Below are 16598 nucleotides of genomic sequence, written 5' to 3' on the forward strand. Positions count from 1 at the left end.
TGCTACCTTGCTATTTATTATAAAGCTGTAACAGGAAGTTCGATGATAAACTGCAACATACCATCCGTATACTTCGCGCCAATTTTGCCCCCATGTAGTTCTACAATGCTTTTAGCAATAGCAAGTCCAAGCCCCGAACCTTCCGCTACACTTGTTCTAGATTGATCTTTTTTATAAAATCGCTCAAATAAGCTCGTTAGCTCTTCGGATGTAAATTCATCACTTTCATTAGCGACACAGATTTGAACATTACTTTCTTTTCTTTCAAGAGAAACAAAAATCTCGCCATTACCTGTACTATATTTAATGGCATTCATTAATAAATTATCAAAGACCCTGACAATTTTTTCAGAATCTACTGTAGCGAAGATCCGCTCCTCCGAGAAATTTTTAATAAATGTACGATGGTTTTCCTCCGCTTGCGGAATCAACTCCTCAATTAACTGATCGAGAAGCTCATTCATACATATATCTTGTTGCCCAAGGACAATGTTCTCATTCGTTAGCTTCGTATATTCAAATAAATCTTCAATCAGGTTCTTTAACTGTTCGGATTTTGAGAAAGCAATCTTTACATACTCATCATATTGCTCCTTCGTGTCGTACTTTTCATCTCTTAACAATCTTAAATAACCCATAATCGAAGTAAGTGGTGTTCGTAGGTCATGTGAGACATTAGTAATCAATTCATTTTTTTGTTTTTCAATCCTTCGTTCCATCTCTATATTCGTCATAATTGCTTCGGCCATATGATTTACATTGTCTGTTAATACAGCAATCTCATCTTGCCCTTTTTTCTTAATGCGATAGGCTAAATTTCCTTTAGCGATTTCCATAACCCCCTCCGCCAACAACTCAATTTGATTCATTTTTCGTTTCGTTATGTATAAGAATGAAAATGTAAAAACTACAATTGCACTAAATAATGGGATAAGGCCCTCATTCGAACTTGCGATAACCATCCCTTCAGGAATACCGCTGACAAACAAATATAAGTTTTTATCTTCTATAGTTAAAGGATAAAATGCAATGAATTCTTGCCTCAATTGCTCGATTGCTGGTACCTCATAATTATTGAGTGGATGGTTAATCGCAAAGTCCATTACATTCCGAATCTTATAATGCAAATTGATTTGTTTCTCTTCCACTTGCTTTGTTTTGTATAAAACATTTCCGTTCTCATCGGTAACGATTACTTTTAATGCACTTTGTTCCATTTCAAATTTATGATTTTCTGATTCAATCATTTGCTGTAATGCTGCTAAACTATTTTCATTGCTGGCTAGATCTGCGGCACGCTGCGCTTGATCATTTATTTCCTGCATCCCTTGACTATAATCAATCTTAACTGCCGGGTTGATATTCAAAGCAAACGAAAGTGCGGCTTTTGCTCCAAGTAAACCTAAAAATGCACAAAGAATAAAAGTCGTCAATAATTGAATTCTAATGCTTCGCCGAACTTTTGTTATAGCAGTTACAATGAACATTTTTAGTTTGTTTAATAAGAAAAGTATTAGCTTAATGATCTTTCTCAATTTTATAACCTACTCCCCATACTGTTTTAATATATTGAGGATTTCTTGGTGTTGTCTCAATTCTTTCTCGAATCTTCCGTATATGTACCATTACCGTATTTTCAGACTGTATAGCCTCTTCCTTCCAAACCTTTTCATAAATTTGCTCAGCGCTCATGACTATGCCTTGATTTCTTGCAAGTAACTCAAGAATTGAAAACTCCCTTGGCGTAAGCTTTACCTTTTCATTGTTGACGATTACTTCATGTGTGTCGGTACTGATTCGCATATCACCAATTTCTATCTCATTTTCGTTCATCCTATCTAGTCGATTCATTTTGATATATCTACGAAGCTGAGATTTTATGCGCGCAATTAGCTCTAAAGGGTTAAAGGGTTTTGTTACATAATCATCTGCCCCTAATGACAATCCAACGATTTTATCCATATCCTGAGACTTTGCTGACAGCATAATAATTGGCATCTCGGCTATTTCCCTTACCTTCATACACATTTCAATGCCATCCACTTTTGGCATCATAATATCTAGGACAATTAAATGTACTTGATGCTTCTTTAAAAGACTTAAGCCTTCCTCTCCATCACTTGCTTCTAGAACATCATAGCCCTCATTTTTTAAATAAATTGCAATAAGATTTCTAATCTCTTTTTCATCATCAACTATAAGTATTGTTTCTTGAGTCATCTAATCCCACCAATTTCAAAATATAGTAAACTATCAGGTTGTATATTAATCAGACCTAGTACCATAACGTGCGGTTGATTTCCGTTCCGACTGGGCGCTTTGTAGCTGTCGCTTTGCTTTCGCTACAGAGAACATTTGCCGCTGACGCTTCGCTTTCGCGCAGAGCAGAGCTTCCTGGGGGCGTCCGATGAGCCGCTTTTGGTGCTGCTGTCGCTACGCTTTCGCACAGTCAAAACATTTTGTAGCTGACGCTTCGCTTTCGCTACAGAAAACATTTGGTGCTGCCGCTACGTTAACACTACGCTTTTGCACAGAAAACATCCGCTGCGCTGCAGGATCTCGGGCCAGCACGATGTTGGTCACGAAGGCGTTATCACAGGATGTGATGCTTTTAGCCTTCGTTCCTCTATCGCTGATCCCCGAGGAGTCGCCCAGTCTCCACTCCAATCAACTATTTACATAGTAGAAGTTTTAACAAAAGCATCCACAACTTTTGGTGATAAACCCAATTTTAACTATTTTTTTATTTTTCGTATATAAAAATAATAAAAACGTCTTACAATGCCGTCTTTAATTTTCGTCTATAAAAATAATAAAAACATCCTATAATACCGACGAAAGCGCCAAAATATATACCGTATTTTGTTGCTAGTATGGAAATGTTTTCAATGTGTTTTCCAAAGAACAAACCAAGTGTAAAGTATATTAATGTCCAAACAAAGCCTGCTGAATAGTAATACAAAGCGTATTTTTTAAACGACATGTTGTTCATACCTACTAAGTATGGAAGTATATGCCTCACAATTGGTATGAAATAGCTTATAACTAAAGCGAAATGACCATATCTATCTATTAGTTCTTTTGACTTTAATAAATACTTAGCCTTGTTCTTTTTCACCAATTTATCAAGTACTTTATGGCCAAACACTTTACCAAGGATAAATCCTAAGGAAAGTCCTGAAACTGCACCAAGATAAGTTATTACAAAAGCTTTTAACACACTCATTTTTTCTAACGAAGACATAAAGCCACCACTCATTACGATCATCTCATCTGGGAGTGGCATACCCACGATTCCTAGCCATAAGCTGAAAAATAAAGCAAAATAACCATATTGTTCGATATACGATAAAAGATCCTGTAGCCCCATTAACTAGCCCTCACATTTCCAAGTTTGCAGCTTAGCACATAGGCTGGTGGCAAATTAATCCATACTTTTTCATGTGAAATATCCTCAAAATATTTTTGGATAAAGGATTTCCTAACAAGTGAATATTGGAATGTAATAAATTTACCGTCCTTTAAACAATCTTTTACATTCCGTAAAATACGTGCGGAAACGGCAGGATTCAAAGATGTAAAAGGTAATCCAGATACAACATAGTCAATTTTTTCGATATTTAATGCAGACATATACATGCATAAATCCTCAGCCGATCCATGGATAACGATTACACTTGGCTCAAGTTCAAATTGTTTACGTAGCTTTTCACAAAAAATTTCATTATTCTCAATAAGAATTAACTTTGTTGACGGCTCTTTTCTTTTCATTATTTCTTTCGTAAATGAACCTGTACCCGGACCTAGTTCAACAATACATTGGGCATTTTTAAAACAAATTGTTTCGACCATTTTTCTGGCTAGTTTTTTTGAACTAGGTGAAATCGCACCTATAGTTTTTGGATGTTTTATAAATTCAGTAAGGAACGTTATTAATTGCATAATTTTTCTCCCCGATCATGAGTAATTATTAGATACTTTTACTATAAAAGGTATTTCTTAAAGAATTGCGAGGAGATTTCTTAAATTTTTCTTAAGAGTTCACATTATTTACCTTTATTTATAATGGGCTAACTATGATTAAGTCTATGTTTTCATGTTCTTTATGTAGGGCGTAATTTAAGGTAAATTTTATTTATTAGTATTTCATCGTATTCTCATGTGAGGTACGAGTTGGGTACGGGGCCCTGGGTGATTCAGCTTCTATATTTGTTACCTGGGCCAACCAAGCTATTTCAACTTTACTTGCTCCTGCTTTGGCTGCATCCATTCCAGTAAACGTTCCTGTTTTAGCACGCCATCTAGCTCCATCCGGCTCAATATATGCAACCCAACAAAACGATGCTTTAATACATCTAAAACATTTTCAGCCAGCTTGTCTTGTAGCATAAGTGTCTGTTAAAACGATATATTTATTATTATCTGTGGAAGACTTCTCTTACTGTGTATTACCACTTGCTGCCTTTATCATTGTCTTTGACGTTAATCCCTAAGGAGTCGCCTAGTCTGCAATCCAAATAGGAGGGGTACAAATTGGAGTACACGTTAAATGAGTACCCTTCTACCCTATTACTTCAACATTTCCCCCACTTTATACGACTTAAATTTCCCTTAAGAGTCAGAAAAGGTTTTCAGGTCATTGGTTCTAATGATTATTTCCTACACAAAATAGTCATACAATTGCTTCCAGTAGAATAGAAACCTATATAGAGTTATTCGGAAAAATATAGTGGGGTGTAAAAGGATGCTTAAACTAAATGCTGCAAAAGAAACGGTACTCGGAATTGTGCAACATGACCCATTGTTTGTCGAAATACAAAATACGCCTTTAGAAGAAATGCTTTATAATGACGACTATTTAGCGCATATTGAAGAATCAAATCATTATTCCATTGCAGAAGTCGCAGGTTGGTTTGAAATTACGGATGCGATGCTTCGCTATTACATTAAACCATTTGAACAGTATATTTTTGATAATGCTTCGAATAGCACAAACACCAATATTCGTTTGAATCTTCCTGCCATCTTAAGACTTCGTATGATTTTACTGTTAAAAGATGAACACCGCGTCAGAGGCTTAAAACTTTTACTAGGGATTGATGACAACGGTCAACTCTTCAAACATCAAATAACTGCGACAACTATGGGCACTGATGATTTAGCGAATAAAGTTGATATTCTTGGAAATGTTCTGCAACAAATGATACAAACAGGACTTTTCAATATTACTCCAAACGAAGAACATGGATCCTTACAAGTAACGATCAATCAAGACTTTCTCGCTCAAAACATTCAATTAGTATCCTCGGAATCGGAGCTTCAAGTAGAAGAGATTCAAAAAGAAACAGTTGAACTTAAACAAAAAAATGAAAATCTACAAAAGCAAATTTCGGAACTGCAAGAGCGTAGCGTAAAGGATATTGTTCAAAAAATTCGTGAACGTCATATCGAAAATGGAATTGTGTCGACATTACGGACAGAAGCATTACAGCAATTTGCGATGGAAAATAAGGCAGGCTTTTTCAGAAAAACTTTTCGTTCCTCTCAAATTGAGATGGAAAAGGAGCAATTTGTGTTGAATTATATTTCGAAGCACTTAGAAGAACGTTTAGAAGTAGCACTGAATGATTATTATGGAGAATAAATGTCTTCAAATTGATATTACATGTAAAATTGACATCTCTATGCAGAGAACATGAAGGAGTCTTTTTAAAGAAGCCATTCATGTTCTTTTTTCAATATAAAAAACAGTCCAAGAGGTGAATTGTATGGCAATGATCGAGGTCAATAATTTAACTAAAAAGTTTGGGAGTTTTTACAGTGTACAGAATGTGGAATTACAAATCGAAAAAGGTAAAGTGTTCGGATTTTCAGGACCAAATGGGGCATGTATATATAGATAAATTTTCCGTTGATATGATAAAATGGAACAAAAAGGGTTCATCACCAAAAGTTGAGGATGACTTTTCTTAAAACATCTACTATGTAAATAGTTGATTGGAGTGAAGACTGGGCGACTCCTCGGAGTTGACCACCAAAGCTATATAACTGTTCTAGGGAATATCTAGTCTAATGGAGTAAAATTACCATAGTCTTTATTTCCACTCATTTGATAACGAAATGATTCAAAATGTTCTAATCGTAATAGGTTTATAGAAATATAATTAATAAAAACCGATGAAATTCAACTAAATATAAAATCTCATCGGTTTTTAAATTTGAAATACTCACTTATTTCCCCCATATATTATTCTTGTACTTCTAAAGTGAATCTTGGAGCAGATTCTATCAAATACTCTATGTGGCTACTGCCAATATATTTTTCAAAAGGGTTGCTAACGCTATAACTTATAATTTCATATAACCCTGGTTTCTCAGGTGCAGTAAAGTTCAACTTTCCGATTACAGTACCTTTTTCAGGTACTTCTAATATTAAATAAGGGCTATCATTTATTGGAACATGATTAAAGCCTAATGTAGCTAACAATAGAACCTTGCTTCTCTTTTTACTAGGAGAAGATACGTTGTACATTAAACTAAAACTTTCGTTCGGCTTAACTTTGATAGAAGCAGGAGTTAAAGGCATAATTCCTGTATCCATGATACTATAATCATAATCTTGATTTAATGTATAACTATAGTGCAATTCACTTGTCGCATCCGATTGCACAAAATTGGTTTTATTGATAAAATCATCATTATCTAAATCAAAAATAATATCTTGAATGATTGTTGCTCCATACCAATCTATGCTCTTGTTAAAATTTTTTGCGTGTAGTTCAGGAGCAATGGAAAATGTTATCATTAATTTATGAGCGCCAGATTTTTCTAAATCAGATGTTAAATATAAAGGTAATTCAATTTCATATTTATCATCCAAAGAAAAAGTGTAATTTTTTTCATAAGAACCATCTTTAGTTACTTTAAAACTTATTGGTTGATAGTCATAATAGATATTTAGAATAAAATTTCTATTTTTCCCATTATTATTAAACATAATTGTAATTGGGTTCAATAAATCAGAAATATACAATGTATTATTTGCTTTATAACTATCATTATCTGTCCCATTGTAGCTATTTTCATTAAAGACATCTATCCCTATGCTACTCTCGAAATTTTCGTATTTTGTATTATCCCACTTATGAATTTGTGGAGTTGGGCTACTACATCCTACAATAAAAAAAGCGGCGAAAAGTAAAAGATTGATTAATTTTTTCATTTAACATCCCTTTACTATAAATAATGATGAGATTAGAACATAATTATATTTGTCCCAATTTCACAAAAGAAGTTTATATCCTATTAGAGAAATTACAGTTCAGTTTTTGACAATGTAGCTGTTTGTGTTCCAGAGCTTGAAGTATCTCTAATTTCGCCATACGCAGTCCAAGTAACTGCATTCTTTGTAGAACGGCTGAACAATTTTTTCGTTGTTGTAGATGAATCATTATACGCATGATTTGTTTCAGGAGGAATACTACCATTTGCATCTGTTCCAGAGATTTTAGCGTATAGATAGTATGCAGTGCCAGCATATGTTGACATAGTTGAATACGCATAGTCCTTACCATTCCAAGTTATAGTTACTTCCCCCCATGAAGCATAAGTGCTAGGTTGGTCACTGTTTATAGATGACATTGCAGACAACGATTTTTCATCAGGTGTAGTTGAAGTAGCTGCATTTGCAGTAACATTTCCCATTAAACTTAATGTTAGTGCTGAAACAATAGCCAGTGTTTGAATTGATTTTACTTTCCAATTAATACGTTTAAACACAATATCATACTCCTTCGATTGGTTAATTTTTTTGTGTTTAAAAGCCAGTAGATACAGACATTGATTTTTCACCTTCAACAACTTTGGGTACTTCATTTAATGCTTTGCTTTCTGGAATTGGGTCCCCCTTGAGCGTAGAGGGTGCAGAAATGGACTGTTCACCATCAACTGGTTCATGTACAATTTTAGAAACCGAATTAATTTCAGTTTTATTTATCGTAGCATGTACAGTAAATGAAACCATCATCGCTATCGCAAATGTTAATATAGTGGTAATAAAGAAAAGACTAAACCTTTTTTTCTCATTTGCCATAATTAAATCTAACCTCCTCTCTAATTGTTTTACATTACTGTTGTTACTAAATGCGGCATAGACATTACTTTTTTTATCAGCAACGCTCCATAGAACCTTTAACAGTAATCTTCCATATCGCCTCCTTTCATCGTTATTCATTGATTTAGTAACACTTTCATCGCAAGAAAGCTCACAAAAGCGGTCAATGTCATTCCTAAAATAATAAACTAATGGATTAAACCAGTGAATTGCATTAATAAAAAGTATAAGATATTTTAACCATGTATCATGACGTTTCCAATGACACAATTCATGATAAAAAATATACTGCAATTCTTCTGTTGTAAATTCTATATTTGGTAAAATAATTTTGGGTTTGAATATCCCATATAAAAAAGGTGTAGATGTGTATGGAGATACATACAACGAAATTTTGGTTGTTATTTGCATCTCTTTTTTACATCTTTCTAATACTTTCATGGTATCCAAATCTTTTTCCAAATTACATATATGTGAAATATATGTATTAAATTTAATATTTTGAACGAAGAAGAAAGTAATAAATATAAAGGTTCCCAATAAAAAAAGATATGGTAAAAAGCTAAAATAAACTATGATAAATTGCTTTACTTCATACAATAGCCTTACTAGATTTAATGTATCAAACAAAGTATGAGATGGTATAAAAGGCAATTCAGACGTATTTTCCTGATTAAATTTATATGAAAATACCAACCCCAATTTATGATAGGGAATAAATAAAAATGAATAAATAAAAATACTTGTATAATAGTGCCATCTAGCACTAAATAATGTAAAAGCCTTTGCATTTAGCAACTTGAAAATTAAGAAAAATATCCCTGTAACGAATGACATGATAAATAGTTGTTGATATAAATTCACAAGTAAATGGCTCATCATCTATTCCTCCAAACGTTTCATAAGATGCTCAATTTCCTCTCTTGTTAAATCACCGTTGTCACATAAAGTTGAAACAAACCCTAAAATCGAACCTTTGTGAACTTCATTAATAAATTGTTTGGTTTCAAAATCTAAATACTCTTTTGCTGTGAAACATGCTTCATAGTGATGAGCTTTGCCAACACGAGTTGCGGTAAGAAAGCCCTTTTTAATTAAACGAGAAAGAAAAGTAATAGTTGTATTATGCTTCCAATTTTTAGCCTCCGAAATAGACTCCATTATTTCTCTCGTTGTTACTGAACTATTCTTTTCCCAAATAAAATCCATAATTTTTTTTTCCATTGTAGATAATCTTTGAAAAGATATTTCCATGTTGAACACTCCTTTAATATGTCTACAACACGTCTACATTTAAAGTCTACATGATGTAGACTTTAAATGTCAATATTATGTTGTTAAAAATTGTTTATTAATATAGAGAAAAAACTATTAATGGATAACGATAAGATTGGTTTTACTCCTCACTACCATTAATTCCTATGTTTATAATAGCATCAATTTCACTAAATATGTTCAAGCCGTATCGGAAAAGACAAGCAACAAATTTACTATAAATTCAAAGCTTTCATTGCCAATAAATACTTGAAAAGTCTTTTATATTGAGCTTTTTTCGATTTCTTTCGCCACTGTAATTTCGGTAGTTCAACTAAGAAAAGAACGTGTCAGATTCTGCCTAACACGTCCTTTTCTTAGTTTCATACTACATGGCAAGAGCCATCAAAATTTTTTGTCAACAGGCTATCGCAACAAAAATTTTTGGGTTATTGTTTCACAATTTCTTGCCATGTAGTAGATACCGAATTTCTGTGGTCTACCAAGAAATCGGAAAGAATTCAGCCTTCCAACTTCGAGATTGTGGCTTCAAGCAATGTAGGAAAAGAAAATGACCAAAGAAAAAACATTTCAGCCTATCTATGAAATTATTCGATTAAGGGCACGTAAGTTGTCAAAGAAATACCTTGCTGAACAGTTGAACCATTACAAAGTGAGAAGTCCAGAAGATTTTGCGAGTACTGCAATCAAATTTATTGGTGATGAAGATAGAGAAATATTTTTAGTTGTTTGTTTATCCACCCAAAACGAGCTATTATCTTTACATCGTTGTCATATCGGTACACTTGATATGAACCTTACATCGCCAAGTGAAGTCTTTAAAACGGCAATTATGCAAAATGCAGCATCTATCATCGTAGCACATAACCATGTGAGTGCTAATTGTACGCCGAGTCCAGTAGATATAACTGTGATAAAACGCTTGCAACAAGCAGGTGAAATACTGGGTGTGGAAATTAATCGACCATTTAATTGTGATATGTAATCAATTTACCTCAGTAAGAGAAAAGGGCTATTTCTAATATGCAAAGAAGCAATCTTTTAACTTTAATGAAAACACCTAACAAATGCGATAATGGCGCTTGTTAGGTGTTTTCAATGTAGTTCACAATCATTCAATTAACATCTTTTTCTAAGGTTAATTCATACTGCGACAGTTGTGTGGCTTTTGTGATTTCATCTAAATATTTGACTGTCACCCATACACCCCTTGTTGTTCAGACTTTTGCATAATGGGATTGATAAGCGTTGAAAAGATATACCTTTTTTCAATGGCAGGAAGGGCATTGTTTTTCACATAGTAAGCGAGTTCTCGTTCCGTTGCCGTTGGATAAAAAGCAAAGAACGTTTTAAAAATTCCATGACTTCTTGCGCGTATAGGCATCCACTGTTCCGTTGCTTTCAGGCTGTTTTGGTGCATAGTCTGATTTTTTCGGTAAGCTCCATAGCGTAGGATTTTTTGTTAGGACGACATTGCCATCTATATCTTGATAAAAGCTTACCGAAACAATGCCTGAATTGATGTCAGCATTTGGTATGAGTAACATAGGTAATACGTTAATTGAATTTTTATCAACCTACTTGTATTGCTCATTCTGCCATTAGTTTTCATTATTATGTAGGAAAATAAATTGATTATGGGCTATATCGATAACGGTTCCACGGCATACCTAATTGCGACACCGAATTGCTAGCATCTTTACACTGCTCTGTAGTAACAACTTTGGTAGCAGTCATATTTTCAGAGATTCTTTTTTCCAAATGAATTGGATATAAGTGCTTTTCTAACATTAAATATCGGTCTTTTTTTCTTACACTTTGCCATTAGTGGCTACTGCTTTTTTGTATCCTGTAGCAGCAAGGATTTATTTTTAATTGGGATGCTATGCTATATGCTGGCGATTCGTGTTTTTGTTAAACGTGATTTATATTTATAATGCAAACATCTGCTTGCTTTCTTGGAGCAAGCAGATTCTTGTAAACTCATTGCTAAAAAGATGCCAAATCACCAAGGAATCGCAATAAGCGAAAATGAATCATTGCTAACTCCTCCACGTTTAAATCATCTCCATTATCTAACCACTCTTGGATAACACCTAAAATCGCGGATGTTAAAAAGGCTTCAAAATATGGTTGAAATTCTGGATCAAGTCCTTCTTCTCGAATAACAGAGATTCTGTCCAAAATATGATTACTAAAAACTTTCTTCATCCTCTTACTAAAAGCTGGGCACCCCTGCTCCCCCAAAATAACTCGAAAGGCTTTAGCATGCTCTTTAATATATTTAAACACTGCTATAAATGGTTGATAAAGTTGACCTATTTTTATCGTGTGAAAGGCATCTAATGGTTGAACGTTTTTTACATAGCTTTCTAGTTCATTTAATAATTCCTGCTGCAAATCCTCCATCACTTCATATTTATCCTTATAGTGTAAATAAAAAGTTCCTCGATTAATGTTAGCAGTAATAGCAAGGTTTTTTACTGTTATTCGTTCAAAACCTACTTCTTCTATTTGTATAAGTAATGCATTTTTTATAGCTCGTTTGGTTTCAAAATTCATAATATTGTGAATAGACATTTAGTCCCCCCATTGTATTATCACTTTATTCTGATTAGTATTTGTCGCTACGCTTTCGGTCCAAAAGATATTTGCTGAAAGTAATTACTGGTTACCTCAATGATCACAACAAGGTCAAATAGGATTTAATTACAGTATTACCTTATATATCGGCATTCCTTATTATTTATTTCCATCAATCTAATTTAGTAAAATGGTTATTTATGAATGGCTTACTATTTCCAACGAATGCTGGGGGTTTAGTAAGTCTTTTTGATTTCATCTAGCTTAAAAATGTTAATCTCCATCCAAAATCACTTAACACTTTTTAGTTATCTGTTTATTGTAATTCCTAATACATTGCCTTAAAATTTCAAGTATCAACACTGTGTTCAGTAAAGGAGAGATGGATATATGGGAAACAATGCAATTTCATTAAACTCCATTGAAAAAAAGTTTCATCAAAAACAAGTAATTGCCCCGCTTTCCTTAGAAATTCCAAAGGGAGAGCTAATTGGCTTACTTGGTCCTTCAGGCTGTGGGAAAACGACGTTAATTAAAATGATTATGGGAATGATTAAACCCGATAATGGCAGTATTCAAGTATTAAATTATACTGTCCCTCATAAACAATTACTGACGGATATCGGCTATATGGCACAATCTGATGCGCTATATTTGGATTTAACCGGTGAAGAGAACCTTCATTTCTTTGCTAAGCTTTATCGATTATCAAAAAAAGAGCGTGAGGAGCGTGTCAATTATGCTGCAAACCTTGTTCATTTAACGGATGATTTAAATAGTAAGGTATTGAATTATTCTGGTGGAATGAAACGGAGATTATCCCTTGCAATTGCCCTTATCCAAAACCCGAAGTTGTTGATTTTAGATGAGCCAACGGTTGGTATTGATCCCGTATTGAAAAAGGAAATTTGGCAGGAGTTAATTCGTTTAAAAAACGATGAGCATAAAACAATTTTAGTAACGACACATGCCATGGATGAAGCTGAGCGCTGTGATCAATTGGCAATGCTGCGCAATGGTCATATCATTGCGCATGGAACACCACATGATCTGAAAGCTCATTATCAGGCAAAAGACTTTGATGAAGTGTTTTTAAAGGCTGGAGGTGAAGCACTGTGAGAATCGGCGCAATTGTTACAAGAATTATGCAGCAAATGATCCGAGATAAACGTACACTCGCCTTATTATTTTTTGCACCTCTTCTTGTGCTTTCGTTAATGTATTTTGTTTTTAATAGTAACGAATCTGAAATGACAGTAGTCGTATCAAATGGTCCTGCATCAATCATTGAAAAACTTGAAGCAGCGGATTTTCATGTTATCGAAAAAAATGATTTTTCTATTGCCGATTTAAAAGAAGAAAAATATGATGGCTGGTTAGCTTTTCATCAAACGCAATTGAAGCTCACATTATTAAATGATGATCCGTCTACAGCCAAGGCTTTAAAAATGAAACTCTCTCAAGTTTTGCAGCCAGAACAATCTGCAATGATGAAGTTGAAGACAGAGTATGTATTTGGCGATGAAAATACCGCTATTTTTGATATTTTTAGCCCGATGTTGACAGGCTTCTTTGTGTTCTTTTTCGTCTTTTTAATTACAGGTATAGCGTTGTTAAAAGAACGAACTTCAGGGACATTGGAACGCTTACTGGCGACACCGATTAAACGTTCTGAAATTGTTGCTGGTTATATGCTTGGTTATGGATTGTTTGCATTTATTCAAACGACTATTATTGTTCTATTCGGGGTTTATGTCCTTGATATCGTACACGTTGGCTCCATCTGGCTTGTGCTACTAATCAATATTATCGTTGCACTTGTATCATTATCATTAGGAGCTCTGTTATCAAGTTTTGCTGCATCAGAGTTTCAAATGATGCAATTTATTCCGCTAGTCATTGTACCGCAAATTTTCTTTTCAGGTATTTTCCCACTTGATAATATGGTGGAGTGGCTGCAAAATATTGGGCGTATTATGCCACTTTACTATGCCGCTGACGCTTTGAACGGGGTTATGTATAAAGGTTATTCCTTTAGTGAAATTTTAGTGGATTTAGTGATTCTTGCTTGCTTTGCTCTTGTATTTATTACATTAAATATTATTAGTTTAAAAAAATATCGATCCTTATAATCAAAGGGTATAGAAGTAGCGGAATTAACGTTTAAATCGTTTTCTATAACGACGTTTTGGCCTATTTATTTTGAACTAAATTAATTCGGATGTATGACATTTTATTAATTCATACTTAACCCCTAGATTTTTTTCTAGGGGTTATTTAATTTTAAAAAGAAGCTCCAGTTATAAATTTTAAAACAAAAGTAACAGCATACAAGAAAGCTCCTACTGAAAATACACCCAGAAAATAATAACCAATAAGTTTTAAATTATCTTTTATTGCTCCTAACAAATCATTTAGAAATCGTTGCATAGATCTCACTCCGTTCAATATTAAGAATAAAATAATTTCAATCAATTAGCCTTATTCATCTAATCTGGTATTTACGCTCTTAATTGTAACACAGTAAAATATCATTTATTAAAAATAAACAAGTAATAAATATTATCCCTTTATTGGTATTTCCACATAATCACTTCCTTTATTTTAGTATCGAGTTAAATTTTAATTAACTATTGTTTAAACATAGGGTTCTGCTCAAAAATGGGTAGAGTCTTTTACATAGCCATAATATAAGTTGTTGCAGTGGAGGCTAGGCGGCTACTTGGGGATTAGCGTCACAGATAAGACCATGCAGCACAGCGGATGTTTACTGTGCGAAAGCGAAGCGTCAGCAACAAAGCGCAGTCGGAACGGAAATCAACGCCACGTTATGTTGATAGGTCACAAACTACCCAAAAATAGAAAATTACACCAACTTTCTATTAGCAAAAGAACTACTATTCATCTATACTAAATTTACAGTTAATGGCTAAATATTTTGCATCGTAGGTTATAGAAACGAATTACTTACAATAAAGCCTAAAAATAAAGGTGTGTAAAGATGAATACGATTATGGAAATACAGAACATCTCTAAACAGTATAAAGGTAAGAAAATTTTAGAGAGCGCTACATTTTCTATTTGTGCCAACCAAATTATAGCCCTAGTAGGAAAGAATGGGTCAGGTAAGAGTACCCTTCTAAAAATTATTGCGGAATTAGTCGATGCTGATAGCGGTTCTATCGTGAAACATCGACAATCTTTAAAAATTGGCTATGTGCCTGAAGTGACCCCTTCACATATTTTGTTTACGCCAGAAGAATATCTTTATCATATGGGCCGTATTCGAGGCATGGCAAAAAAACAACTACAGTTAAAAATAAACGATTTACTCGAATTATTTCAATTACAGGAAGCTCGGAACATTCGGATTGTTAACTTTTCTAAAGGTATGAAGCAAAAGGTTATGATTATGCAGGCAATGCTTGAAGACACAGATCTCTTAATCTTAGATGAACCATTATCAGGACTCGATCCTAAAGCCCAAAGTGATTTAGAAGAAACACTTTCAATTTTAAAGGCCAAAGGGTTAAGTATCGTTTTAACATGTCACGAAACAAAATTACTTCAACATCTTGTTGATACAGTTTTTGTTATTCAAAATAATAAAGTCATTCAAGCTGATTCATTAAATAAAAACGTTATACCGAAAAATACTTTAATTTTTGAAATTTCAAGCGAGAAATTATTGTATAACCTATTCCCTTTTCTTAAAATACAACAACAACGTCTTTTAAATAATGGTTGTCATGAAGTAATTGCCGTTATTAAAACAGAAGATACAGATCAAGTATTATTGGATCTACTACAGAAAAAAGCATCTATTAAACAATTAATTCCTATCAATCAGAAGGAGGAACAATTTTATACTCATTTTTAAGGAGGAATAGACGCTGGCATGACAAGTTTATTACGCTATCAATTTATCAATTATTTAAGAACCTATCAATATGTTCCGCCTTTTTCAATTTTCATTTTATGCCTTGTTGTTAATTATACCTTTGTACCAAATCCAATATTAGATAGCTATTCGTTTACAGCTATCATTCTCTTTTTTCTAATGGGATGGTTTACAATTACACTATTTCACGCAGAAGATGAAGGGCAAAAAGTAATTACAACACTCCATGCAAAAGGTCGAACACAATATAATTTAGGAATTTTTATGATTTGTATACTGATTGGATTATTCTTAAGCTGTGTATCAGTCATCTACCCTACTCTAATTGGCGCCTTTGGAGAAAAACCAAGATTTATACATCAAATACTAGGATTTCTCTCTCATTTTAGTTTATCTGTACTAGCTATTGCACTTTCAGCTATTTTTACTAGAGAGCTCGTAAAAAACAAACAAAATACATGGTGGGGTGTACTTGGGATTTTAATTGTTTCTGTCGTTATCACAACTTTAAAAGAGACAATTCTTCAGATCAAGGGACTCATTTGGCTGCTTCCCCCTGTTCGTCTTTCATTGGAAATGATGGGTTCGGAAGATTCAATAACGTCAATACCGAACATTTTTTATTGGCAATTTGCTTGGATTTTCATCTATTCGGCCATCGTTATCATGTTGTTCTTCCTCCTTTCGAATCGAAAAAGGAAGTAAATTTCTAAAGAAGGAGAGTTC

The 16598-nt window shown here is 33.7% G+C and carries 19 protein-coding genes; 7 read left to right on the forward strand and 12 right to left on the reverse strand.

The genetic code is table 11. From position 1 onward, the window contains the following. Positions 1-17 precede the first annotated feature (17 nt). The 5 genes from ACIPKN_RS09145 to ACIPKN_RS09165 form a co-directional block, all read right to left on the reverse strand. Complete coding sequence (locus ACIPKN_RS09145; RefSeq protein ID WP_400935530.1) at positions 18-1487, reverse strand: sensor histidine kinase; 1470 nt, start codon at positions 1485-1487, stop codon at positions 18-20. Positions 1488-1518: 31 nt separating this feature from the next. Continuing rightward, positions 1519-2220, reverse strand: a complete 702-nt coding sequence (locus tag ACIPKN_RS09150) for a response regulator transcription factor (protein ID WP_400935314.1) — start codon at positions 2218-2220, stop codon at positions 1519-1521. Between the two features lie 556 nt (positions 2221-2776). Further along, entirely contained in the window at positions 2777-3370 is a 594-nt protein-coding gene (locus ACIPKN_RS09155; protein ID WP_400935316.1) for a DedA family protein, read from the reverse strand. After that, positions 3370-3942, reverse strand: a complete 573-nt coding sequence (locus ACIPKN_RS09160) for a class I SAM-dependent methyltransferase (RefSeq protein WP_400935318.1) — start codon at positions 3940-3942, stop codon at positions 3370-3372. Before ACIPKN_RS09160 ends, ACIPKN_RS09155 begins: the two co-directional genes overlap by 1 nt. A 288-nt stretch (positions 3943-4230) precedes the next feature. Then, entirely contained in the window at positions 4231-4389 is a 159-nt protein-coding gene (locus ACIPKN_RS09165) for a hypothetical protein (protein WP_400935321.1), read from the reverse strand. Between the two features lie 355 nt (positions 4390-4744). Between ACIPKN_RS09165 and ACIPKN_RS09170 the strand changes: the two genes are divergently transcribed. Continuing rightward, positions 4745-5644, forward strand: a complete 900-nt coding sequence (locus tag ACIPKN_RS09170) for a coiled-coil domain-containing protein (RefSeq protein ID WP_400935323.1) — start codon at positions 4745-4747, stop codon at positions 5642-5644. Between the two features lie 124 nt (positions 5645-5768). After that, a complete protein-coding gene (locus tag ACIPKN_RS09175; RefSeq protein ID WP_400935325.1) occupies positions 5769-5903 on the forward strand; it encodes a hypothetical protein in 135 nt (44 codons plus the stop codon). Positions 5904-6247: 344 nt separating this feature from the next. On the opposite strand, the gene ACIPKN_RS09180 is transcribed toward ACIPKN_RS09175, so the two are convergent. From ACIPKN_RS09180 to ACIPKN_RS09195, 4 genes are all read right to left on the reverse strand, one after another. Further along, positions 6248-7222 (reverse strand): hypothetical protein, encoded by a 975-nt coding sequence (locus ACIPKN_RS09180; protein WP_400935326.1) that lies wholly within the window; start codon positions 7220-7222, stop codon positions 6248-6250. Positions 7223-7314: 92 nt separating this feature from the next. Then, on the reverse strand, positions 7315-7779 hold the full coding sequence (locus tag ACIPKN_RS09185; protein ID WP_400935328.1) for a hypothetical protein: 465 nt from the start codon (positions 7777-7779) through the stop codon (positions 7315-7317). 37 nt (positions 7780-7816) lie between these two features. Then, positions 7817-8995, reverse strand: coding sequence for a M56 family metallopeptidase (locus tag ACIPKN_RS09190; RefSeq protein WP_400935330.1), 1179 nt, complete (start codon positions 8993-8995; stop codon positions 7817-7819). After that, positions 8996-9367: a BlaI/MecI/CopY family transcriptional regulator gene (locus ACIPKN_RS09195; protein WP_400935332.1), complete on the reverse strand. Its 372-nt coding sequence runs from the start codon at positions 9365-9367 to the stop codon at positions 8996-8998. A 631-nt stretch (positions 9368-9998) separates the two neighbouring features. Between ACIPKN_RS09195 and ACIPKN_RS09200 the strand changes: the two genes are divergently transcribed. Next, complete coding sequence (locus tag ACIPKN_RS09200) at positions 9999-10373, forward strand: JAB domain-containing protein (RefSeq protein ID WP_400935334.1); 375 nt, start codon at positions 9999-10001, stop codon at positions 10371-10373. Between the two features lie 210 nt (positions 10374-10583). Here the strand turns inward: ACIPKN_RS09200 and ACIPKN_RS09205 are convergent, their stop codons facing one another. After that, complete coding sequence (locus tag ACIPKN_RS09205) at positions 10584-10808, reverse strand: conjugal transfer protein (protein ID WP_400935336.1); 225 nt, start codon at positions 10806-10808, stop codon at positions 10584-10586. Between the two features lie 569 nt (positions 10809-11377). Further along, positions 11378-11968: a TetR/AcrR family transcriptional regulator gene (locus ACIPKN_RS09210; RefSeq protein ID WP_400935338.1), complete on the reverse strand. Its 591-nt coding sequence runs from the start codon at positions 11966-11968 to the stop codon at positions 11378-11380. Between the two features lie 393 nt (positions 11969-12361). Here ACIPKN_RS09210 and ACIPKN_RS09215 point away from each other — a divergent pair, with 393 nt between their 5' ends. Next, entirely contained in the window at positions 12362-13090 is a 729-nt protein-coding gene (locus tag ACIPKN_RS09215) for an ABC transporter ATP-binding protein (RefSeq protein ID WP_400935340.1), read from the forward strand. Next, complete coding sequence (locus ACIPKN_RS09220) at positions 13087-14103, forward strand: ABC transporter permease (RefSeq protein WP_400935342.1); 1017 nt, start codon at positions 13087-13089, stop codon at positions 14101-14103. Before ACIPKN_RS09215 ends, ACIPKN_RS09220 begins: the two co-directional genes overlap by 4 nt. A gap of 151 nt (positions 14104-14254) precedes the next feature. Here the strand turns inward: ACIPKN_RS09220 and ACIPKN_RS09225 are convergent, their stop codons facing one another. Then, the gene (locus tag ACIPKN_RS09225; RefSeq protein ID WP_400935344.1) at positions 14255-14401 is read right to left on the reverse strand and encodes a hypothetical protein; all 147 of its coding nucleotides are present in this window, start codon (positions 14399-14401) and stop codon (positions 14255-14257) included. A 583-nt stretch (positions 14402-14984) separates the two neighbouring features. On the opposite strand from ACIPKN_RS09225, the gene ACIPKN_RS09230 reads away from it, so the two are divergent. Continuing rightward, entirely contained in the window at positions 14985-15851 is an 867-nt protein-coding gene (locus ACIPKN_RS09230) for an ABC transporter ATP-binding protein (protein WP_483869518.1), read from the forward strand. A gap of 18 nt (positions 15852-15869) precedes the next feature. Further along, positions 15870-16577: an ABC transporter permease gene (locus tag ACIPKN_RS09235; protein WP_400935348.1), complete on the forward strand. Its 708-nt coding sequence runs from the start codon at positions 15870-15872 to the stop codon at positions 16575-16577. Positions 16578-16598 lie beyond the last annotated feature (21 nt).

Origin of the sequence: Lysinibacillus sp. NPDC086135 (assembly GCF_044746345.1) — a bacterium.
Lineage (GTDB): Bacteria > Bacillota > Bacilli > Bacillales_A > Planococcaceae > Lysinibacillus.

Bases quoted from the DNA above. Each gene is read 5' to 3' on its own strand.
- ACIPKN_RS09145 (WP_400935530.1), bottom strand. From the start codon at position 1,487: ATGTTCATTGTAACTGCTATAACAAAAGTTCGGCGAAGCATTAGAATT.
- ACIPKN_RS09150 (WP_400935314.1), bottom strand. From the start codon at position 2,220: ATGACTCAAGAAACAATACTTATAGTTGATGATGAAAAAGAGATTAGA.
- ACIPKN_RS09155 (WP_400935316.1), bottom strand. From the start codon at position 3,370: ATGGGGCTACAGGATCTTTTATCGTATATCGAACAATATGGTTATTTT.
- ACIPKN_RS09160 (WP_400935318.1), bottom strand. From the start codon at position 3,942: ATGCAATTAATAACGTTCCTTACTGAATTTATAAAACATCCAAAAACT.
- ACIPKN_RS09165 (WP_400935321.1), bottom strand. From the start codon at position 4,389: ATGCTACAAGACAAGCTGGCTGAAAATGTTTTAGATGTATTAAAGCAT.
- ACIPKN_RS09170 (WP_400935323.1), top strand. From the start codon at position 4,745: ATGCTTAAACTAAATGCTGCAAAAGAAACGGTACTCGGAATTGTGCAA.
- ACIPKN_RS09175 (WP_400935325.1), top strand. From the start codon at position 5,769: ATGGCAATGATCGAGGTCAATAATTTAACTAAAAAGTTTGGGAGTTTT.
- ACIPKN_RS09180 (WP_400935326.1), bottom strand. From the start codon at position 7,222: ATGAAAAAATTAATCAATCTTTTACTTTTCGCCGCTTTTTTTATTGTA.
- ACIPKN_RS09190 (WP_400935330.1), bottom strand. From the start codon at position 8,995: ATGATGAGCCATTTACTTGTGAATTTATATCAACAACTATTTATCATG.
- ACIPKN_RS09195 (WP_400935332.1), bottom strand. From the start codon at position 9,367: ATGGAAATATCTTTTCAAAGATTATCTACAATGGAAAAAAAAATTATG.
- ACIPKN_RS09205 (WP_400935336.1), bottom strand. From the start codon at position 10,808: ATGCACCAAAACAGCCTGAAAGCAACGGAACAGTGGATGCCTATACGC.
- ACIPKN_RS09210 (WP_400935338.1), bottom strand. From the start codon at position 11,968: ATGTCTATTCACAATATTATGAATTTTGAAACCAAACGAGCTATAAAA.
- ACIPKN_RS09215 (WP_400935340.1), top strand. From the start codon at position 12,362: ATGGGAAACAATGCAATTTCATTAAACTCCATTGAAAAAAAGTTTCAT.
- ACIPKN_RS09225 (WP_400935344.1), bottom strand. From the start codon at position 14,401: ATGCAACGATTTCTAAATGATTTGTTAGGAGCAATAAAAGATAATTTA.
- ACIPKN_RS09230 (WP_483869518.1), top strand. From the start codon at position 14,985: ATGGAAATACAGAACATCTCTAAACAGTATAAAGGTAAGAAAATTTTA.
- ACIPKN_RS09235 (WP_400935348.1), top strand. From the start codon at position 15,870: ATGACAAGTTTATTACGCTATCAATTTATCAATTATTTAAGAACCTAT.